The sequence below is a fragment of the Amycolatopsis sp. CA-230715 genome, assembly GCF_018736145.1.
Taxonomy (GTDB): Bacteria; Actinomycetota; Actinomycetes; order Mycobacteriales; family Pseudonocardiaceae; genus Amycolatopsis.
This window is the reverse complement of record NZ_CP059997.1, coordinates 525,456-545,640: the sequence shown is the minus strand read 5'-3', so window position 1 is coordinate 545,640 and position 20,185 is coordinate 525,456. Positions and strand designations below refer to the sequence as shown.

At 71.1% G+C, this 20,185-nt stretch carries 21 protein-coding genes; 14 read left to right on the top strand and 7 right to left on the bottom strand.

Going from position 1 to position 20,185, the window contains the following annotated elements; all coding sequences use genetic code 11:
• Positions 1-5 precede the first annotated feature (5 nt).
• From recN to HUW46_RS02575, 3 genes are all read left to right on the top strand, one after another.
• Positions 6-1,817: a DNA repair protein RecN gene (recN, locus tag HUW46_RS02585; RefSeq protein ID WP_215545728.1), complete on the top strand. Its 1,812-nt coding sequence runs from the start codon at positions 6-8 to the stop codon at positions 1,815-1,817.
• Between the two features lie 127 nt (positions 1,818-1,944).
• The gene (gene steA, locus HUW46_RS02580; protein ID WP_215545727.1) at positions 1,945-3,129 is read left to right on the top strand and encodes a putative cytokinetic ring protein SteA; all 1,185 of its coding nucleotides are present in this window, start codon (positions 1,945-1,947) and stop codon (positions 3,127-3,129) included.
• A complete protein-coding gene (locus HUW46_RS02575; RefSeq protein WP_215545726.1) occupies positions 3,126-4,073 on the top strand; it encodes a copper transporter in 948 nt (315 codons plus the stop codon). The genes steA and HUW46_RS02575 overlap by 4 nt, the downstream gene beginning before the upstream one ends.
• Before the next feature lie 11 nt (positions 4,074-4,084).
• Here the strand turns inward: HUW46_RS02575 and HUW46_RS02570 are convergent, their stop codons facing one another.
• Entirely contained in the window at positions 4,085-4,789 is a 705-nt protein-coding gene (locus HUW46_RS02570; protein ID WP_215545725.1) for an aspartate/glutamate racemase family protein, read from the bottom strand.
• Positions 4,789-6,246 carry an NCS1 family nucleobase:cation symporter-1 gene (locus tag HUW46_RS02565; RefSeq protein ID WP_254125750.1) on the bottom strand — a complete coding sequence of 486 codons (1,458 nt, stop codon included), beginning with the start codon at positions 6,244-6,246 and terminating at the stop codon, positions 4,789-4,791. Before HUW46_RS02565 ends, HUW46_RS02570 begins: the two co-directional genes overlap by 1 nt.
• Positions 6,247-6,380: 134 nt before the next feature.
• Between HUW46_RS02565 and HUW46_RS02560 the strand changes: the two genes are divergently transcribed.
• Positions 6,381-7,034 carry a GntR family transcriptional regulator gene (locus HUW46_RS02560; protein WP_215545724.1) on the top strand — a complete coding sequence of 218 codons (654 nt, stop codon included), beginning with the start codon at positions 6,381-6,383 and terminating at the stop codon, positions 7,032-7,034.
• A gap of 18 nt (positions 7,035-7,052) precedes the next feature.
• On the opposite strand, the gene aroA is transcribed toward HUW46_RS02560, so the two are convergent.
• On the bottom strand, positions 7,053-8,351 hold the full coding sequence (gene aroA / locus HUW46_RS02555; protein WP_215545723.1) for a 3-phosphoshikimate 1-carboxyvinyltransferase: 1,299 nt from the start codon (positions 8,349-8,351) through the stop codon (positions 7,053-7,055).
• An 84-nt stretch (positions 8,352-8,435) separates the two neighbouring features.
• Here aroA and HUW46_RS02550 point away from each other — a divergent pair, with 84 nt between their 5' ends.
• The 8 genes from HUW46_RS02550 to HUW46_RS02515 all read left to right on the top strand — a co-directional run bounded on the left by HUW46_RS02550 (position 8,436) and on the right by HUW46_RS02515 (position 15,798).
• The gene (locus HUW46_RS02550) at positions 8,436-10,133 is read left to right on the top strand and encodes a CTP synthase (protein ID WP_215545722.1); all 1,698 of its coding nucleotides are present in this window, start codon (positions 8,436-8,438) and stop codon (positions 10,131-10,133) included.
• Complete coding sequence (locus tag HUW46_RS02545) at positions 10,130-10,798, top strand: NUDIX domain-containing protein (RefSeq protein ID WP_215545721.1); 669 nt, start codon at positions 10,130-10,132, stop codon at positions 10,796-10,798. The genes HUW46_RS02550 and HUW46_RS02545 overlap by 4 nt, the downstream gene beginning before the upstream one ends.
• Before the next feature lie 84 nt (positions 10,799-10,882).
• Positions 10,883-11,785, top strand: coding sequence for a site-specific tyrosine recombinase XerD (gene xerD / locus HUW46_RS02540; RefSeq protein WP_215549632.1), 903 nt, complete (start codon positions 10,883-10,885; stop codon positions 11,783-11,785).
• Between the two features lie 97 nt (positions 11,786-11,882).
• On the top strand, positions 11,883-12,857 hold the full coding sequence (locus tag HUW46_RS02535) for a ParA family protein (protein WP_215545720.1): 975 nt from the start codon (positions 11,883-11,885) through the stop codon (positions 12,855-12,857).
• Positions 12,854-13,279 (top strand): cobyrinic acid a,c-diamide synthase, encoded by a 426-nt coding sequence (locus tag HUW46_RS02530; protein WP_215545719.1) that lies wholly within the window; start codon positions 12,854-12,856, stop codon positions 13,277-13,279. Before HUW46_RS02535 ends, HUW46_RS02530 begins: the two co-directional genes overlap by 4 nt.
• Positions 13,279-14,223 (top strand): segregation and condensation protein A, encoded by a 945-nt coding sequence (locus HUW46_RS02525; protein ID WP_215545718.1) that lies wholly within the window; start codon positions 13,279-13,281, stop codon positions 14,221-14,223. Before HUW46_RS02530 ends, HUW46_RS02525 begins: the two co-directional genes overlap by 1 nt.
• Entirely contained in the window at positions 14,220-15,053 is an 834-nt protein-coding gene (gene scpB / locus HUW46_RS02520; RefSeq protein ID WP_442860909.1) for an SMC-Scp complex subunit ScpB, read from the top strand. Before HUW46_RS02525 ends, scpB begins: the two co-directional genes overlap by 4 nt.
• The gene (locus HUW46_RS02515; RefSeq protein ID WP_215545717.1) at positions 15,043-15,798 is read left to right on the top strand and encodes a pseudouridine synthase; all 756 of its coding nucleotides are present in this window, start codon (positions 15,043-15,045) and stop codon (positions 15,796-15,798) included. Before scpB ends, HUW46_RS02515 begins: the two co-directional genes overlap by 11 nt.
• A gap of 12 nt (positions 15,799-15,810) precedes the next feature.
• On the opposite strand, the gene HUW46_RS02510 is transcribed toward HUW46_RS02515, so the two are convergent.
• Entirely contained in the window at positions 15,811-16,386 is a 576-nt protein-coding gene (locus HUW46_RS02510; RefSeq protein WP_215545716.1) for a TetR/AcrR family transcriptional regulator, read from the bottom strand.
• An 87-nt stretch (positions 16,387-16,473) separates the two neighbouring features.
• Between HUW46_RS02510 and HUW46_RS02505 the strand changes: the two genes are divergently transcribed.
• Positions 16,474-17,058 carry a dihydrofolate reductase family protein gene (locus tag HUW46_RS02505; protein WP_215545715.1) on the top strand — a complete coding sequence of 195 codons (585 nt, stop codon included), beginning with the start codon at positions 16,474-16,476 and terminating at the stop codon, positions 17,056-17,058.
• On the opposite strand, the gene HUW46_RS02500 is transcribed toward HUW46_RS02505, so the two are convergent.
• The 3 genes from HUW46_RS02500 to HUW46_RS02490 form a co-directional block, all read right to left on the bottom strand.
• A complete protein-coding gene (locus tag HUW46_RS02500) occupies positions 17,043-18,200 on the bottom strand; it encodes an MFS transporter (RefSeq protein ID WP_254125749.1) in 1,158 nt (385 codons plus the stop codon). The two genes, HUW46_RS02505 and HUW46_RS02500, sit on opposite strands and share 16 nt — an antisense overlap.
• 62 nt (positions 18,201-18,262) lie before the next feature.
• On the bottom strand, positions 18,263-19,012 hold the full coding sequence (locus HUW46_RS02495; protein WP_215545714.1) for a rhomboid-like protein: 750 nt from the start codon (positions 19,010-19,012) through the stop codon (positions 18,263-18,265).
• Complete coding sequence (locus HUW46_RS02490; RefSeq protein ID WP_215545713.1) at positions 18,996-19,610, bottom strand: TetR/AcrR family transcriptional regulator; 615 nt, start codon at positions 19,608-19,610, stop codon at positions 18,996-18,998. The genes HUW46_RS02495 and HUW46_RS02490 overlap by 17 nt, the downstream gene beginning before the upstream one ends.
• A 47-nt stretch (positions 19,611-19,657) precedes the next feature.
• Here HUW46_RS02490 and HUW46_RS02485 point away from each other — a divergent pair, with 47 nt between their 5' ends.
• The gene (locus HUW46_RS02485) at positions 19,658-20,125 is read left to right on the top strand and encodes an SRPBCC family protein (protein WP_215545712.1); all 468 of its coding nucleotides are present in this window, start codon (positions 19,658-19,660) and stop codon (positions 20,123-20,125) included.
• The last annotated feature ends 60 nt before the right edge of the window (positions 20,126-20,185 follow it).

Genomic DNA, 20,185 nt, shown 5'->3' with positions numbered 1-20,185 from the left:
TCCTCGTGCTGGCCGAGATGCGCATCCAGGGCCTCGGGGTCATCGAGGACGCCCTGCTCGAACTGCACCCGGGATTCACCGTGGTCACCGGGGAGACCGGTGCGGGCAAGACCATGGTGGTCACCGGGCTGCACCTGCTCTCCGGCGGACGGTCGGAGGCGTCCAAGGTGCGGAACGGGTCGGGGCGCGCCGTCGTCGAGGGCCGTTTCGACGGGGTGTTCGCCGAACACGTCGCCCGGATCGTCACCGACGCGGGCGGTGAGGCGGACGAGGACGGCAGTCTGATCGCGATGCGGTCGGTAAGTGCGGACGGGCGGTCCCGCGCGCACCTCGGTGGCCGGTCCGTTCCGGTGAACGTGCTGTCCGATCTGGCCGACGGGCTGCTGGCGGTGCACGGCCAGAACGACCAGCTGCGGCTGCTGCGCTCCGCCGAGCAGCGGGACGTGCTCGACCGGTTCGCCGGGGACGCCGTGTCCGGGCCGCTCGCGCGCTACCGCGAGGTCCGGGAGGAGTGGCAGTCCGTGGTCAGCGAGCTGACCGAACGGCAGACCCGCTCGCGCGAGCTGGCGCAGCAGGCCGATCTGCTGCGGCACGGGCTCGACGAGATCACCGCGGTCGATCCGCGGGCAGGTGAGGACGCCGAGCTGGCCGAACAGGTCAAACGGCTCGCCGCGGCCGACGAGCTGCGCGCGGCCGCGACCGCCGCGCACGACGCGGTCGCCGGTGCGGCGGACGGTGATCCCGAGGTGCCGGGCGCACTGGGACTGCTGGGTGAAGCGCGGCGCAGGCTTTCCGGCGCCGAGGACTCGGCGCTGCGCGATCTGGAGCCGAGGCTGGCCGAGGCCGCGGTGCTGCTCGCCGACGTCGGCTCCGAGCTGGGCGGGTACCTCGACGGGCTCGAAGCCGATCCGCAGCGGCTGGAGCAGGTGCTCGCCAGGCAGGCCGATCTCAAGCGGCTGACCCGCAAGTACGCCGCGGACGTCGACGGCGTGCTCGCCTGGGCCGAGGACGCGAGCGCCCGTTTGTCCACAATGGATACTTCGGAGGAGGCGCTCGCCGAGCTGGCGGCGCGCCGCGACGAACTGGCGGCGCGGCTGGCCGAGCACGCCGCGGAGCTGTCGAAGGCGCGCACCGCCGCGGCGGCCGAGCTGTCCGACGAGGTGACGGCCGAGCTGTCCGGGCTGGCGATGGGGCAGGCGGAGATCGAGGTCACCGTCGGCACCAGGGCCGCCGAGGAGACCGATCCGCACGCGCTGAAGGTCGGCGGCGCACTGGTGCACGCGGGCGCCGACGGCGTCGACGACGTGGAGCTGCGGTTGCGCGCGCACGGGGGCGCGCCACCGCTGCCGGTGCACAAGGCGGCTTCCGGCGGTGAGCTGTCCCGCGTGATGCTGGCGATCGAGGTGGTGCTCGCGCACGCCGACACGGTGCCCACGCTGGTCTTCGACGAGGTCGACGCCGGGGTCGGCGGGCGCGCGGCGGTCGAGATCGGGCGTCGGCTGGCCCGGCTCGCGCGCAGCCACCAGGTGCTCGTGGTGACGCACCTGCCGCAGGTCGCCGCGTTCGCCGACCGCCACTGCGTGGTGGACAAGGGCACCGCCGACGGCATCACCCGCAGCGGGGTGCGCGTGCTGGAGCAGTCCGAGCGGGTGCTCGAACTAGCCAGGATGCTCGCCGGCATGGACGACACCGAAAGCGGCAGGGCCCACGCCGAGGAACTGCTCACCGCGGCCGAGGCGGACAAGGTCGCCGCGCCGAAAAAGGCGCGCGGTGGCAAGAAGAAGACGGTTTCCGCGGCACGCAAAAGGGGGAAATGAGCTCGCGGGGCGCCCTTGTTCGTCCCCGGGTGAGCCCTAGCAGGTTTTCGAATCGACGCCAAGAGGTGGCGGTCCGCTACGGCGTGGCGGCTCTGTCATCAGGTGTCCATTTGTCACCATCAGTCCCATGAAGCTCACCGGCTTGCTCGCGCGGAACCAGGAGACGCTGCCCGGTATCACCGGGGTGGCGAGGGTCGACCGGCGTACCCGGGAGCTGCTGCGCCGGGTCGGTCCCGGCGACATCGTGGTGCTCGACCAGCTCGACCTGGACCGGGCGACCGCGGACGCGCTGGTGACCGCGGAGGTCGCCGGGGTGGTGAACGCTTCGCCGTCGATCTCGGGCCGGTTCCCCAACCTGGGCCCGGAAATCCTGGTCGGCGCGCAGATCCCGCTGATCGACGGAGTCGGCGGCGAGGTGCTGCGCGCGGTCAAGGACGGCAGCAAGCTGCGCCTGCACGAGGGCGCGGTCTACATCGGCGAGCGCAAGGTCGCCGCCGGGGTCGAGCAGACGCGCGAGAGCGTCGCCGACCAGATGATCGAGGCGAAGGCCGGGATGTCCACCCAGCTGGAAGCCTTCTCGGCGAACACGATCGAGTTCCTCCGCCGCGAGCGCACCCTGATCCTCGACGGGGTCGGGGTGCCCGAGCTCCGGGTTTCGCTGCGGGACCGGCACGTGCTGGTCGTCGCGCCGGGCAAGGGGCACGCCGAGGACCTCAAGCACCTGAAGAAGTACATCTCCGAGCACCGGCCCGTGCTCGTCGGCGTGGACGGCGGCGCGGACGCCCTGCGCGCGCAGGGATACGACCCCGACGTCATCGTCGGTGACCCGCAGGCGATCGAGGCGGACACGCTCAAGAGCGGCGGCGAGGTCGTCGTGCCCGCGCAGCCCGACGGGCACGCGCCGGGGGTCGAGCGGATCCAGGACCTCGGCATCGGCGCGGTGACCTTCCCCGCCTCCGGCAACTCCGAGGACCTCGCGCTCCTGCTCGCCGACGCCCACGAAGCGAGCCTCGTGGTGACCGTCGGGTTCCAGGCGACGCTGCGGGAGTTCCTCGACCACGGCAGGGCGGGGTCCAACCCGTCGACCTTCCTGACCCGGCTGAAGCTCGGCACGAAACTCGTCGACGGCAAGGCCGTCGCCACGCTCCACCGCAGCAGGGTGTCGCTCGGCGCCGTCGTGCTGCTGGTGCTCGCGGCCCTCGTGGTGGTGATCGCCGCGTTGCTGGTCTCCGATGTCGGCGACGTCTACCTCGACTGGATCGTGCGCACCTGGAACTCGTTCACCGGCTGGGTCAAGGGGCTCTTCACGTGATTTCTCTGCGGTACCACATCGTCTCGATCGCCGCCGCGTTCCTGGCACTGGCCATCGGGGTCGTTCTGGGGTCGACGGCGCTGAACGGGTCGCTGCTGTCGGGGCTGTCCGACGAGAAGGGCAAGCTCGCGTCGCAGGTCTCCGATCTCGAAGGCCAGCGCGCCGCGCTCGACGCCAGGCTCGCCGACGCCGACGCGTTCGCCGGGGCCACCGGCCCGAAGGTGGTCGCGGGCGCGCTCGACAAGCGATCCATCGTGCTGGTGACCACTGACGACGCCCGGCCGTCCGACCGCGACGCGCTCAAGCAGCTCGCCGGGCAGGCGGGCGCGACCGTCACCGGCGAGATCCAGCTGACCGCCGCGTTCTCCGACCCGGACAAGGCCGACCAGCTGCGCCAGGTGGTCACGCGGCTGCAGCCCGCGGGGGCGAAGTTCCCCACCGCGGGCGACCCCGGCACCCTCGCGGGCGCGCTGCTGGGCTCGGTGGCGTTGCTCAACAAGGACAACGCGCAGCCGCAGTCCACTCCGGACGAACTCGCGGCGGCGCTCGGCGGGCTCACCGACGGCGGTTTCGCGAAGCCGAGCGAGAACGTGCGACCGGCCCAGCTCGCGATCGTGCTCACCGGTGGCAAGGCGAGCGGTGACGGCGCGGGCGACAAGGCCGCCACGCTCGCCCGGTTCGCCACGCAGCTCGACCGAGCCGGTGCGGGCGCCGTGCTGGCGGGCGACCCCGAGTCGGCGGAGGGCACCGGCGCGATCGGCAACGTCCGCGCGGACACCTCCGCCACCTCGATCCTGTCCACTGTGGACAACGTGAACACGGCGGCGGGACGGGTCAGCGCGATCCTCGCGCTGCGCGAACAGCTCGACGGCGCCGCGGGCCGGTACGGCATCGCGGGCAACGCGCAGGCGCCAGCCCCCGGCGTGAAGCACCCCGCGAACTGATCGCGGCCCGCTCAGCGCCAGCGGCGCTCCTTCGGGAGCGGTTTCGCATAGGAGCCCGCCCTGCTGGTGGAAAGGCCCAGTGCCACCAGCGATTCGGCGAGCCGGACGGCGGCGCCGACGCCGTCGATCACCGGGATGCCCAGCATCGCGCCGAGCCGCCGGTCCAGCCCGGTCATCCCGGCGCAGCCGAGCACGAGCACCTCGGCCCCGGCGTCGCGCGCACGGCGGCCCGCGGTCAGCAGAGCGGATTCCGTGCGCCCTTCGTCGGCGAGTTCCAGCACGCCGAGCCCGGTACCCGCCACCGCGACGCAGTTCGCCGCGACCCCGGCCGTGTGCAGGCTGTCTTCGATCAGCCCGCAGGTTCTGTCCAATGTGGTCACCACGCCGTAGCGGCGGCCGAGCAGGCAGGCGAAATGCGCGCCCGCCTCGGTGATGTCGACGACGGGCACGTCGAGCAGTTCCCGCGCTCCTTCACGGCCGTGCTCGCCGAAACCGGCGAGCACGACGGCGTCGAACTCGTCGTCGCAGGTGCGGAGGAGGTCCAGCACGGCGGCCGCGCTGAGGAAGCTGTCGTACCAGCCTTCCGCGGATTCCGGGCCCCAGCAAGGGGTTCTGGCGAGGATCTCGGTGCAGGGGCTCGCCGCGGCGCGGGCACCCGCTTCGATTTCCTTCGTCATCGTCTCGGTCGTGTTGCAGTTGGTCACGAGCAGCCGCATCACGCCGCCTCGGCGCGGGAGCGGCGCGAGCACAGGAAGTAGGCCAGCGCGGCGGTTCCGGTGCCGACGAACCACGAATACGGCGCGACCGGCGCGAGCGCGGGCACCAGTGCGATCACCGCGGCGAGGGCGGCGGTCGGCACGAACACCCCGAACGCGACCGGGTTCACCCCGCGCCGGTAGTGGTACGGCGAGGACTTGCCGCCGTCGAACAGCTTGGCCACGTCCACGGTCCCGCGCTTGATCAGGTAGTAGTCCACGACCATGATCCCGAACAGCGGCCCGAGGAAGGCGCCGAGCCCGCCGAGGAAGTAGTTGACCACGGCGGGGGAGGAGTACAGCTTCCACGGCAGCACACACAGCGCGGCGACCGCGCTGATCATCCCGCCGACGGTGAAGCTGATCCGCTTCGGCCAGATGTTCGCCAGGTCGTATGCGGGCGAGACGAAGTTGGCGACGATGTTGACGCCCATGGTGGCGATGGCGAAGGTGAGCGCGCCGATGATGAGCACCGGGGTGTTGTGGATCCTGGCGAGCAGTTCGGCGGGATCGGTGATCGCCTCGCCGAACACCTGCAGGCTGCCCGCGGTCACCAGCACCGACAGCAGCGCGAACGCGGTCGAGTTGACCGGGAGGCCCCAGAAGTTGCCGCGCCGCACCGTTTTCTGGTCCGGGGTGAAACGGGAGAAATCGCAGAAGTTCAGCATGAGCGTGCCGTAGATGGACAGGATGAGCCCGGCCGCGCCGAACCACTGGCGCACCTGCTCGCCGCCGGAGAGGTGCTTCGGGTTGCTCGTCAGCGAGATGTTCCAGTCCGCCGCGGCGAGGATCCAGACCGCGAGCGCGATCATCACCACCCAGATCGCGGGCCCGCACCAGTCCTGGAACTTCCGCACCGCCTCCATGCCCCTGGTCAGCACGAGCGCCTGCGCCGCCCACAGCACCAGGAAGCAGATCCAGCCGAGCGCGTGCAGCCCGAGGAACGAGTGCTGGGTCAGCGGGGTGAGCCCGGGGTCGATGGCGAGCACGAGCACCGTGATCGCCACCGACGCGAGGTAGGTCTGGATGCCGTACCAGAAGATCGCGATGACGGCCCTGATCAGCGCGGGCAGGTTGGCGCCGAAGGTGCCGAAGCTCAGCCGCGCGACCACCGGGAACGGCACGCCGGTGCGCTGCCCGATGCGGCCCATCAGGTTCATCCCGAGGTAGATCACCACGAACCCGAACAGCAGCGCGGTGAACACCTGCCACGCCGAGAGCCCGAGCACGAACAGGCCCGCCGCGAAGGTGTAGTTCCCGAGGTTGTGCACGTCCGACATCCACAGCGCGAAGATGTCGTAGACCTTCCAGGTGCGTTGCTTCGCGGGGGCGAGATCGGCGTTGTAGAGCCGTTCGTCGGGCGCGTCGAGCGGGGGTGGGGCGGTTTCGCCGGTCTTGGCCAGGTTCGCAGCGGTCACGGTCGCCTCCGGACACGAGCGGTTTGGTATCCCAAATTTTGGTATCCCAATATCACCCTGCCGGCGCCGGTGGTCAAGGGGTTCGCCGGTAAACTCCGGTAAGGGGCGTGTTACGGGACCGGGGGAGGTGTGGTGTGGGCAGTGCCGAGCAGCCGCTCGCGGCGACCAGGCACCGCGTGATCGACGAGCTGCGCGAGCGGATCGTCGGCGGCGAGCTCAAACCGGGTGACCGGCTGGTCGAACGCGAACTGGCGGAGGCGTTCGGGGTGTCGCGGGTCCCGGTGCGGGAGGCGATCCGCAGCCTGGAGTCCGAGGGGTTCGTGGTGGTCACCTCGCCGCGGCGGGTGGTCGTGCGCCAGCTCGACCGCACCGATGTCGAGGAACTCTTCGACGTCCGCGAAGCACTCGAAGGGCTGGCCGCCGGACTTGCCGCGACGCGGGCGAGCCGGGCCGACCTGAAGCGCCTCGAACGGCTGCTGGCCGACGCGGCGCGCGCCACGGAAGCCGGGCGCGCACGGCGCATCGCGCAGCTCAACACGCGTTTCCACGACGAGATCGTGGCCATCGCGGGCAACGGCCTGCTGACTACGGTGCTCGACCCGCTCGCGGGCAGGCTCCGCTGGTTGACCAGGCAGAACGAGCACTGGCACGATCTGGTCTCCGAGCACGAGCACCTCTTCGAGGCGATCGCGTCCGGTGACCGCGAGCGCGCCGCGAACTGCGGCTCCGGCCATGTCAGGGTGAACCGCGACGTGACGCTCAGAGCGCTGTTCCCGGACGAGTTCTGAGCCGTCGCGGGCGTCCGGTCAGCGGCGCAGCATCGACTCCCACGCGGCGGTGAACCCGGGGAAGGTCTTGCCGACCGTCGCCGGGTTTTCCACGGTGACCCCCTCGACGCGGAGCCCGAGCACCGCGCCCGCCATCACCAGCCGGTGGTCGTCGTAGGTGTGGAACACGCCCCCGCGCAGCGGCGCCGGGGTGATCCGCAGGCCGTCCTCGGTGTCGGTCACGTCGCCGCCCAGCGCGGACAGCTCGGTCGCCAGCGCGGCGAGCCGGTCGGTTTCGTGGCCGCGCAGGTGCGCGACGCCGGTGATCGTCGACGGGCCGTCGGCGAAGCACAGCAGCGCCGCGACCACCGGGGTCAGCTCGCCGACCTCGTGCAGGTCCAGCTCGGCACCCCGGACGTGCCCCGTTCCGGTGACGGTGAGGCCGCGTTCGTCGAGGGAGACCTCCTGGCCCAGCTCGGCGAGCAGGCTCCGCAGCCAGTCACCCGGCTGGGTGGTTTCGGCGGGCCAGCCTTCGAGGCGCACGGTGCCGCCGGTCAGCGCGGGAGCCACCACGAACGGGGCGGCGGTCGACAGGTCGGGTTCGACGGTGTACTCGGCGAGCGAGAGGCGCGCGGGCGGGACGTGGAACTCGGTGCCGTCGCGCTCGGGTGCGGCTCCGAAGCGGCGCAGCAGGTCGAGCGTCATCGCGATGTGCGGTTCGCTCGGCGGGGTCCCGCCGACGAGCCGGACGGTGACGCCCTCGGTGAACGACGGCCCGGCGAGCAGCAGCGCGGACAGGAACTGGCTCGAAGCCGACGAGTCCAGTTCGACCGTGCCGCCGGGAATCCCGCCGTGGCCCCGCACGGTGAACGGCGGGGCGCCGCGGCCGCCGTCGTCGAGATCGACGCCGAGATCGGCGAGCGCGCGCAGCAGCGGGGCGATCGGCCGCCTGCGGATCGCCTCGTCGCCGTCGAAGTGGACGGTCCGCGAACCGAGGCCCGCGAGCGCGGGGGTGAACCGCGCCACGGTGCCCGCGTTTCCCAGCGCCACAGCGACCTCTCCGTCGCTGTCGGTGACGATCGGCGAGATCCGGACACCGTCCACGATGGACTCGTGCGCGCCGCCGAGCGCGTCGAGCGCACCGAGCATCAGGCGCGCGTCGCGCGAGTCGAGCGGCGCGCGCACGTCGGTCGGGCCCGCGGAAAGCCCGGCGAGGAGGTAGGCGCGGTTGGTGATGGACTTCGAGCCGGGGACGCGGACGACGGCGTCGACCGGACTCGCCGAGACGGGTGCTGTCCAGGTGTTTCCGGTGTTCGGTGCGGCGACGGGCTGGGGCACGGCGGTCTCTTTCCTGGAAGTCCGGCGAGGTGACTAGGCGAGGCTACCGAGCGCGCCCGGCGCCGTGCGATAAGGTGGAAGCCCGTGGGACTTCAGCCGCGGACAGCCAAGTACGTCTTTGTCACCGGAGGCGTCGCCTCCTCTCTGGGTAAGGGGCTCACCGCCTCCAGCCTGGGCCAGCTTCTCACCGCTCGTGGACTCAGGGTCACGATGCAGAAGCTGGATCCCTACCTCAATGTCGATCCAGGCACGATGAACCCGTTCCAGCACGGCGAGGTGTTCGTCACCGACGACGGCGCCGAGACCGATCTGGACATCGGCCACTACGAACGGTTCCTCGACCGCAACCTCACCGGATCGGCCAACGTGACCACCGGTCAGGTCTACTCCGAGGTGATCGCGAAAGAACGCCGTGGTGAGTACCTCGGCGACACGGTGCAGGTGATCCCGCACATCACCGACGAGATCAAGTCGCGGATCATGGCCGTCGCGGAAAGCGGTGACGAGCCGCATCCCGACGTCGTGATCACCGAAGTCGGGGGGACGGTCGGCGACATCGAATCGCTGCCGTTCCTGGAGGCCTGCCGTCAGGTCCGCCACGACGTCGGCCGCGACAACTGCTTCTTCCTGCACGTCTCGCTGGTGCCGTACCTGGCGCCGTCGGGCGAGCTCAAGACGAAGCCGACGCAGCACTCGGTCGCCGCGCTGCGCAACATCGGCATCCAGCCCGACGCGCTGGTGTGCCGCGCGGACCGCGATCTGCCCGACGATCTCAAGCGCAAGATCGGGCTGATGTGCGATGTGGACACCGAGGCGGTCATCGCCTGCCCGGACGCACCGTCCATTTACGACATCCCGAAGGTGCTGCACCGCGAAGCGCTCGACGCCTACGTGGTGCGCAGGCTCGGCCTGCCGTTCCGCGACGTCGACTGGACGGTGTGGGGCGATCTGCTCGAGCGCGTGCACAACCCGGCGGAGACCGTGCGGGTGGCGCTCGTCGGCAAGTACATCGACCTGCCGGACGCCTACCTTTCGGTCACCGAAGCGCTGCGCGCGGGCGGGTTCGCCCACCGCGCCAAGGTCGAGATCGTCTGGGTCGCCTCCGACGAGGCCACCACCCCGGCCGGCGCGGCCGCCGCACTGTCCGGTGTGGACGGTGTGCTGGTGCCGGGCGGCTTCGGCGTGCGCGGGATCGAGGGCAAGATCGGCGCCATCACCTACGCCCGCACGCGCGGGATCCCGGTGCTGGGGCTGTGTCTCGGCCTGCAGTGCATGGTGATCGAGGCCGCGCGCAACCTCGCCGGTGTCGACGACGCGGGTTCGGCGGAGTTCGACGAGACCAGCAAGCACCCGGTGATCTCCACCATGGCCGACCAGCGCGACGTCGTCGCGGGGGAGCGGGACATGGGCGGCACGATGCGGCTCGGCGCGTACCCGGCCAAGCTGCGCGCGGGTTCGCAGGTGGCGGCGGCCTACGGCGAGACGGAGGTGTCCGAGCGGCACCGCCACCGCTACGAGGTGAACAACGCCTACCGCGAGCAGCTTTCCCAGGCGGGCCTGGTGTTCTCCGGTACCTCACCGGACGACCGGCTCGTCGAGTTCGTCGAGCTGCCCGCCGACGTCCACCCGTTCTTCGTCGGCACGCAGGCGCATCCCGAGCTGAAGAGCCGCCCGACGCGCCCGCACCCGTTGTTCAGCGCGTTCGTCGGCGCCGTGGTGAAGTACCGCACCGCGGACCGGCTCCCGGTCGAACTGCCCGAAACCCCCGTGGTCGCGCGATGAGCGGTGACGACCGCAGGGAGGAATCGCTCCAGGGACACAGCGAACCGGGGACGCACGAGTTCACCGTGGCCTCCAGCGAGGTCGTCCACATTGGACGGGTCGTGGGGCTCAGGGTGGACGAGGTCGTGATGCCGGGCGGGGAGACCGCCCGGCGCGAGGTCGTCGAACACCTTGGTGCGGTGGCGATCGCCGCGCTCGACGACGACGGCGCGCTCACGATGATCCACCAGTACCGGCACCCGGTGGGCAGGCGCCTGTGGGAGCTGCCCGCCGGGCTGATCGACCACACCGGCGAGGATCCGGTCGACGCCGCGCGCCGCGAGCTCGTCGAGGAGGTCGGGCTGAGCGCGAAGCGCTGGGACACCCTTGTCGACGTGGCCGCGTCGCCGGGGTTCACCGACGAGGTGGTGCGCGTGTACCTCGCGCGCGAACTGTCCGATGTGGACAGGGAGGTGCTTGGCGAGGAGGAAGCGGATCTGGTGGTGCGCATGGTGCCGCTCGCCGAGGCGGTGCGGATGGCACTGGCGGGCGAGCTCGTCAACGGCGCCACCGTCGGCGGCGTGCTGGCCGCGCACGCGGCGTTGTCCGGTGCCGGCCAGCTCCGCCCGGCGGACGCGCCGTGGCGCGATCGGCCCAGCGCGTTCGCCCGGCGGACCGGCCGCTGAGCGCACCGCACGGCACAGGAGCTGTCGGGACGGCGCCGGTCACCCTAGAGTGTCGGCGTGGCGGACGGTGTCGAAGTGAGCGCGGTGGTCGCCGCCTATCTCGACCACCTCACGGTCGAACGCGGCACCGCGCGCAACACCCTGGACGGCTACCGGCGTGACCTGCGGCGCTACGCCGAGCACCTGGCGGGATCGGGCGTCACCGACTTCTCCCGGGTCACCGAGCGCGACATCACCGCGTTCGGCGCGGCGCTGCGGGAAGGCGACGGCGAGCACCGCCCGCTCGCGGTGTCCTCGGCCGCGCGGGCGCTCGTCGCGGTGCGGGGCCTGCACCGGTTCGCGCACGTCGACGGCATCACCGAGGACGATCCGGCCCGCGAGGTCCGCCCGCCCGCCGCGGCGAAGCGGCTGCCGAAGGCCCTGCCCGTCGCCGATGTGCTGCGCCTGCTCGACATGCCGCCGCCGGACGGCGACCGCGCGCTGCGGGACAGGGCGCTGCTGGAACTGCTGTACTCCAGCGGCGCCCGGATCTCCGAGGCGGTCGGCCTCGACCTCGACGACATCGACGCGGACGAGCGGACCGTGCTGCTCGACGGCAAGGGCGGCAAGCAGCGCCTGGTCCCGATCGGGCGGCCCGCCGTCGAAGCCGTGGACGCCTATCTCGTGCGGGCGAGGCCGGCGCTGGCCCGGCGGGGGCGCGGGAGCCCGGCGGTCTTCCTGAACGCGCGGGGGAGCCGGTTGTCCCGGCAGAGCGCGTGGCAGGTGCTCAAGACCAACGCGGAACGCGCCGGGATCTCGGCGAGCGTGTCGCCGCACACGCTGCGTCACTCGTTCGCGACCCACCTGCTGGAAGGCGGCGCCGACGTCCGCGTCGTGCAAGAGCTGCTGGGACACGCTTCGGTGACCACGACGCAGGTGTACACGCTCGTCACGGTGAACACGCTGCGTGAGGTTTATGCGACCGCGCACCCCCGCGCGTTCGATTAGCGCAGGAGGACCTGCCTGTGTTCGGCGAGCCGCTTTGGTGGGGCACCCGAGCGCGAATAGGCTGCCGGAGACCCGCCGAACGAGGAGCTTTCTCGCCATGTCGACACCTGAGGTCAACGCAGCCAGGTCGGCCGCGCAAGCGGGTTCCGCGGCCGCAAGCCTGAGCACGGCGAAGATTGCCACCGAAGACAGGAATGCCGACGAAGACGTGACGGAAGTTCTGGACGCCAAGGCGAAGGAGAAGAAGCTCGGTCCGACGGGCCGCCCGTGGCGGGCGATCCCGGAACCGCCCATGCTCGACCGGCACGGCCCGGCGACCGTGCTGGCGATGTGCAACCAGAAGGGCGGGGTCGGCAAGACCACCTCCACGATCAACCTCGGCGCCGCGCTCGCCGAGTACGGGCGGCGCGTGCTGCTCGTCGACTTCGACCCGCAGGGCGCGCTGTCCGTCGGGCTCGGCATCCAGCCGCACGAGCTGGACCACACGGTCTACAACGTGATCATGGAGCGCTCGGTGAGCATCACCGACGTGCTCCGGAGCACCCGCGTGGAGAACGTCGACCTGCTGCCGAGCAACATCGACCTGTCCGCGGCCGAGGTCCAGCTGGTCGCCGAAGTGGGCCGCGAACACACGCTACTGAGGGTCCTTCGTCCGGTGATGGACGACTACGACTATGTTTTGGTCGACTGCCAGCCCTCGCTGGGGTTGCTCACGGTGAACGCACTGACCGCTGCGGACGGCGTGGTCATCCCCCTTGAGTGCGAGTTCTTCAGTCTGCGCGGCGTCGCGCTCCTGATCGACACCATCGAGAAGGTGCGTGAGCGCCTCAACCCCAAGCTGGACATAACGGGGATTCTCGCGACCATGTTCGACCCGAGAACCCTGCATTCGAAGGAGGTCATGGCGCGCGTGGTGGAGGCATTCGGGGAGACCGTGTTCGACACGGTCATCAACCGCACCGTGCGATTCCCGGAGACCACGGTGGCCGGCGAGCCGATCACCCGGTGGGCTCCGAAGTCGGCCGGCGCGGCGGCGTACCGCGCGCTGGCCCGCGAGGTGATCGCCAGGTGAGCAGGCGGGCCTCCCTTCCAGGGGCTTCGGAACTCTTTCGCCTGACGGGCAGCAGCCCCGCGTTCGACACCGAACCCGCGCCGGAACCACGCGAGCAGCCGAGGCAGGCGCCGAGCGCCCGCAAGAGCTCGCTCCCGGACAACGGCGCGGCGCGGCGCGGCTCCGGACGGCAGAAGCACGACGCGAAGATCACCGTGTACGTCTCCGGTGACGAGCTGCTCGCGATGGAGCACGCCAGGCTGGCGTTGCGCGGTTCGCACGACCTCGTCGTCGACCGGGGCAGGCTGGTGCGCGAGGCGGTGGCGGTGCTGCTGGCGGACTTCGACCAGCACGGCGAGGAGTCGGTGCTGGTGAAACGGCTCCGTGACGGCGGGGTCGGCGACGTCGGCGGCCTCGGCACGGAACAGGCCGAGCGCAACTGATGGACCCCACCGAACTGGCCGGGGAGCCCGATCCCCGGCCGGAGTCGGTCGGGGAGGACACCGCGGCCGCCGAACCCGCCGATCCCGAGCCCGCCGGGGAACCGGCGGACGGGGATCCGGCGCCGGACGACGGCTCGTCGTCGAAGTTCAAGGTCCGGCTGGCCAACTTCGAAGGCCCGTTCGACCTGTTGCTGCAGCTGATCTCGCAGCACGAGCTGGACGTCACCGAGGTCGCGCTGCACCAGGTCACCGACGACTTCATCGCCTACACCAGGGCGCTCGGCGCCGAGTGGGACCTCGACGAGACCACCGAGTTCCTCGTCATCGCGGCGACCCTGCTCGACCTGAAGGCCGCGCGGCTGCTGCCCTCGGCCGACGTCGAGAACGAGGACGACCTCGCGTTGCTCGAGGCCAGGGACCTGTTGTTCGCGCGCGTGCTGCAGTACCGCGCGTACAAGCAGGTCGCCGCGTTGTTCGCGGAGCTGGAGGCGGGCGCGCTGCGCCGCTACCCGCGGTCGGTGGCGCTGGAGGAGAAGTTCCTCGGCCTGCTGCCGGAGGTGATGCTCGGCGTCACCCCGGAGAAGTTCGCCGAGATCGCGCTTTCGGTGTTCCGGCCGAAGCCGCCGCCGACGGTTTCGCTCGACCACCTGCACGCGGGCAAGGTCTCGGTCCGCGAGCACGCGGCCGTGCTGCGGCTGCGCCTCGCCGAGGCGGGCAACCTGACGTTCGGCGAGCTGGTTTCGGACTGCGAGCACACACTCGAAGTGGTGGCCAGGTTCCTCGCGCTGCTGGAGCTGTACCGCGAGTCGTCCGTCCACTTCGAACAGGAGGCGGCGCTGCAGGAACTGCACGTGCGATGGACGGGCGGTTCGGTGGACGATGCGAAGGCGGCCGCCGACGCCGACCGCGACCGGGCCGTTGTCGAAGAGGAGGAGTACGGGTGAGCACGGACGACGAGGCCGCGCCGGTCGTCGACCTGGACGCGCTCCAGACCACGCGACCGGACGGCGCCCCACTGGACACAGTGGACAGTAACGATGCGGAAGCATCGGAGGCCGAGGCGGCCGGAACCGAGGCCGGGCACGAGGATTCCGGGTCCGAAGTGGACACTGAGTCCGAAGTGGACGGTGAAGGGCCGGACCTGGCCGAAAGCGGTGACAGCGGGGAAAACGGCGAACCCGAGGACGGCGAGGACCCGGAGCTGGTCGCGGTCGCGAGCTCGCTGCCGGACCTCACCGAGAGCTGGATGCTCGAGGCCGCGCTCGAAGCGCTGCTGCTGGTGGTCGACTCGCCCGCGAGCGAGGAGTCCCTCGCCGACGCGCTCGACCAGCCGGTGCCCAGGGTGACCGAGGCGCTGCGCCTGATGGCGACCCGGTTCACCGAGCGCGACAGCGGGATCGACCTGCGCCGCGTCGGCGAAGGCTGGCGGTTCTTCACCCGCGACACCTTCGCGCCGTTCGTGGAAAAGCTCCTGCTCGACGGCCAGCGTTCGAAGCTGACCAGGGCCGCGTTGGAGACCCTCGCGGTGATCGCCTACCGTCAGCCGGTCACCCGCGCCAGGGTGGCCGCGGTGCGCGGCGTCAACGTCGACGGCGTCATCCGCACCCTGCTCGCCAGGGGACTGATCGAGGAGACCGGGACCGACGCCGAGACCGGTGGCACCCTGTACGTGACGACCGAGCTGTTCCTCGAACGGCTTGGGCTCTCGTCGCTCAACGACCTGCCCCCGATCGCGCCCCTGCTCCCGGAAGTGGATTCGATCGATGACATCTGACCGCGCTCGTACCGACGGCCCCGAAGGCGTGCGCCTGCAGAAGGTGCTTTCCAAGGCGGGAGTGGCTTCGCGTCGTGCCGCCGAGGACCTGATCGCGCAGGGCAGGGTCACCGTGGACGGGAAGACGGTGCGCGAACTGGGCACCAGGGTGGATCCGGCGAGCGCGGTCATCCACGTCGACGGGACCCGGGTCGTGCTCGACGAAACGCTGGTGTACCTGGCGTTGAACAAGCCCCGCGGCGTGCACAGCACGATGGAGGACGACCAGGGCCGCCCGTGCGTCGGCGACTACATCCGGCAGCGCGACGAGCGGCTGTTCCACGTCGGCAGGCTCGACGCCGACACCGAGGGCCTGCTGCTGCTCACCAACGACGGCGATCTCGCGCACCGGCTGATGCACCCGTCGTACCACGTGCTCAAGACCTACCTCGCCGAGGTCGACGGGCTCGTGCCCCGCGGGCTCGGCAAGACGCTCAAGGCCGGGGTCGAGCTGGAGGACGGGCCGGTCAAGGCGGACGCGTTCCGCGTCAAGGACATGCAGGCCGGGCGCACACTCGTGGAGATCGTGCTGCACGAGGGCCGCAAGCACATCGTGCGCAGGCTGCTCGACGAGGTCGGGCACCCGGTGCGCAAGCTCGTGCGGACCGCGATCGGCGACGTCCAGCTCGGCAACGGGAAACCCGGCTCGCTGCGCGCGCTGACGCGGGCCGAAGTCGGCTCGCTGCACCGCTCCGTCCAGCTCTAGCCGCCGGAGCCGTCAGGCTTCCGGCACGAGCCTTTCGACCATGGCCGCGACGAGGTCTTCGGCGGGCATCCGCTCGAAGAGTCCGGGCAGCGTCAGGTGTTCCACCATCAGCCAGCTCATCGCGAACTGCAGCAGCACCACGGTGATCCGGTCGCCGGGCAGGCCCGAATCGAGGTGGAAGCGCACGTTTTCGTCGATGTTCGCGCCGATCAGGTCGGTGAGCACCGCGCGGAGCTTCGGCCGCCTCGTCGCTTCGAGGCGCAGTTCGACCAGCGCCAGGTAACCGCGCGGATCGGCGCTGAGGCGTTCGACGAGCTGGTGCAGCAGGACCGCGACGAGTTCGCGGCTCGGCCGTGCCCGCATCGTCTCGGCGAGACCGGACGGCTCGGGCGTGAGGCGTTCGTGGATGTGCCCGCCGATCTGGTCGAACAGATCGTCCCTGCTGGGGAAGTAGTTCGACGCGGTGCCAGGGGGGACGCCCGCTTCGGTGTCGACGGCGCGGAAGGTCAGCCCGCGCGCGCCTTCGCGGGCGAGCACTTCGATGGCCGCGTCGATGAGCGCCTTGCGCCGCGCCGGATTCCCCCGCATGCCGACTCCCTCCGGAAAAAGGACTTGCAACCACTACGGACATAGTACTACAACTGTAGTTGTTCAGCGAGACACGAGGAGGACCCCATGCGAAAGCTGACCTATCTGGTGGCGGCCACCCTGGACGGGATCATCGCCGCGCCCGGCGGTGGCAACCCGGCGGGCCCCGACGGCTTCTTCGTCGCCGAGGGCGACCACATGCAGGGGCTCTTCCGCGACTACCCGGACATCGTGCCGGGTTTCGCCCGCGAGGCAGTGGGCATCGGCGGCCCGAACAAGATCTTCGACACCGTCCTGGAAGGACGCGGTTCGTACGAGATCGGGCTCGCCGAAGGGATCGCCGACGCGTACCCGCACCTGCGGCACTACGTGTTCTCGACGACCATGACCGCCACCGAGGATCCGGCGGTCGAACTGGTGGCGGGCGATCCCGTGGAGAAGGTCCGCGAGCTGAAGCGGGAAGACGGGCTCGGGATCTGGTTGTGCGGCGGCGCCGGGCTCGCCCAGTCGCTGCGCGAGGAGATCGACGAGATCGTGCTCAAGCTCCACCCGGTGGTCGCCGGGGCCGGGATCCCGTTGTTCTCCGGCGGGTTCTCCCCACAGCGGTTCGCGCTCACCGGCACCACCGCGTACGACAGCGGGGTGCTGCACCTGACCTACGCCAGGACCTGAGCGGGGGCCGTGCGCAACGCGGGGGCGAGTGCGAAGACGCACGAGGTGAGCACGACGGCGGACGCGAGCGCCCAGTGCAGCCCGACCACCCCGGCGAGTGCGCTGATCAGCGCGGGCTCGACGAGGAAGCCGATATAGCCGCAGGCGGCCACCGCGGCGACCGCCTTGCCGGGCGAGTCGGCTTCCTTGCGGCTCGCCGTGCTCCAGGCGATAGGCACGATCCCGGCGACGCCGATCCCGATCACGGCGAAGCCGAGCAAGCCGACGGCGGGCACCGGGACGGCCAGCACGAGCGCGAAGCCGAGCACGGCGACCGCGGTGGCCACGCGGACGAACCGCACGCCCCCGACGCGCGCCACCACGCGGTCGGTCACCGCGCGCACCGTGATCATCGTGAGGGAGAAGGCGAAGTAGCCGAGCGAGGCCAGTGCGGGCGTGGCGTCGGTGACGTCGGCGAGGTACACCGCGCTCCAGCTGTTGACCGCGCCCTCGGCCACGAACGCGCAGAACGCGATCGCCCCGAGCGGGAGCAGCGCGCGGCTGGGCAGGGCGAAGGCGGCTTCGCCCTGCCCAGCGTCCGCGCCGCGGAGGAAGCGTGTCACCGCGGCCCACAGCGCGATCGCGAGCAGTACCGCGCCCGTGCACGAGAAGTGCACGGGCACCGGGACGTGCCAGGTCTCCATCAGCGCGTCCACACCGGAGCCCGCGAGTCCGCCGAGGTTCCAGAACGCGTGGAACCCGGCGAAGATCGGGCGGCCGTAGCCCGCTTCCACCCGTGCCGCGTGGGAGTTCATCGCGACGTCGAGCACGCTGTTGCCGACGCCGAGCACGACCAGCGAGGCGACGAACAGCGGCAGGTCCGGCGCGAACGCGACCAGCGGCAGGCCAGCGCACAGCACCGTCGCGCCGAGCAGGACGGCGGCCCTGCTGCCGATCCTGGTGATCAGCGCGCCCGCGCCGAGCAGGGCGACCACCGAGCCCGCCGCGAGCCCGAACAGGCCGACGCCCAGCTCGCCGGTGCTGAGCCCGGCTTGCGCCTGCACGGACGGGATGCGCGCCAGCCAGGTCCCGAACGCGGCGCCGCACACCGCGAACACCACGGACACCGCCCAGCGCGCCTGCTTCAGCTCCCCAGAGATCACTTCGCCACCGTACCGACGCGCGGCGCTCGTTTCCGCTTTGGTTCAGGGGCAACAAAAAACGGTCAGGCGGTGGGGACGGGTTCCGCGAGGCCTTCCAACGGAGGAGCGAGTTCACGCCGCCTGAATCGCACACTGCCGACGAGTCCGCGCCGCCGCAGCCACGGTTGCCAGGCGAGCATGCCGAGGTGCAGCGCGAACAGGTGCCCCGCCAGCGTGACCACATCGGACAGCGCGCCGGGCCGGCCGGTCACGTAGACGAGCAGGACCACGGTTTCCGCGGTGAGCACGGCCCACCGCCGCATCGGCGGGGCGACCAGTGCCACCAGCGCGCCCGCGGTGGCGAAGAAGCCGTAGCTTACGCCGACGTCGACCCAGCGCGCGTCCTGCGCGGTCAGCGCGCCCGCGCTGACCGACCACATCACCGGCAGCTCGGTCGCCAGCGTCGCCAGCACGTGGCCGCTGAAGAACACCGCGGCCGTCCACAGTGGACCGATCCGGCGTTCGAGCGGCGCCACCGCGATCGTGAAGATCACCAGGTTGACCAGCCACATCGCGTCGGCGAGCCACAGCGCGCTGGTGAACAGCGTGAGGAGCGGGCGGTGCCACAGGTTGTGCGCGTCGGTGCTGGACAACGCGAGCAGCTTCGAGGTCAGCGACGGGTCCGCGGTGTGCAGCACGATCGTCGTGCCGAGCAGGACCACGAGGTAGCAGAAGGTGAACGGCGTCGTCGACGGCCGGGGGAGTGCGGCGAGGGCGCGGGCCAGCGGTCTCGGCACGTCGTCTGCGATCACCTGGTCAGTCTGCTCGGGCACCCTGGCAGTCTGCCTGGTGCCAGCTGTGAGTTCGCTGTGATCGTGAACGCGTGTGCTCGGCGACGAACATTTCCATCGCTTCGCGCACACCTTCGGTGTCTCCGGTGGTCACGAGGTCGAGCAGCAGGCCCCGCGCGGTGGCGAGGCCGAGCCTGGCGCGGGTGCGCACGGCCGCCTCCTCGACCCCGAGCCGCCGCAGCAGTTCGGAAACCGGTTCGAGCCAGTCGTCGATGATCCCGTCGAGCAGGCCGGTGGTGCCCGCCCTGCCCTGCAGCGCTTGGCCGTAGAGCTCGAAGAACAGCCGCTGGCTCGGCCGCAGCGCCGGATCGGTCAGCACGTGCCAGAAGCGGAGCGCGATCTCGTCCGGCGGGAGGTCGTCGTCGAATTCGAGCGTGCGGAGCGCGTCGCGCATGCGGCGTTCGACCTCGCGGGCCACCTCGACGAGCAGGCCCTCCTTGGAGCCGAAGTGGTAGATCACCATGCGGTGGCTGGTGCCGAGGTCCGCGGCGAGCGCGCGCAGGCTCCGGTCGCCGACACCGGTCTCCGCGAGCTTGTCCACCGCGGTCGCGAGCAGGGTCGCGCGCGCGTCGGCCGGCATCGATCGCCCCCTTGTCAGTCGTCTGAACCAGATGGTACATGTACCGCATGGTTCAGAGAATTTCGGCGCGCGGGAGAACCGACGCGCCGCCATCCGTGGTGTACGCACTGCTCAGGGACGGCGCGAGCTGGCCGCGATGGTCACCGCTCGGGTCGTTCACGCTGCTGAAGGAGGCGTCGGACGGCGACGAGGGCCTCGGCGCGCTGCGCCAATTCCGCACCGGGCGCACCACGTCCTGCGAGGAGGTGGTGGAACTGGTGCCGGACCGCCGCTTCTCCTACGCGCTGAAATCGGGCCTGCCGCTGCGCGGCTACCGGGCCGACGTGGATCTCACCGCCCTCCCCGAAGCCGAAGGCGGCGGCACGGAGATCCACTGGCACTCGACGTTCCGGCCGAAGGTACCCGGTACCGGCTGGTTCTTCCGGCGAGTGCTCGGCCGGTTCCTCGTGCGCATGGTCGACGGGCTCGTCGCGTACACGGCGGGTAAGCGCGAAGCGGAGGACCACGCGCAATAAGGTTGCCCGCATGGCGGTACGACGAGGGGCGACGGGGCGCACCCAGGAAGAGCGCAGCGC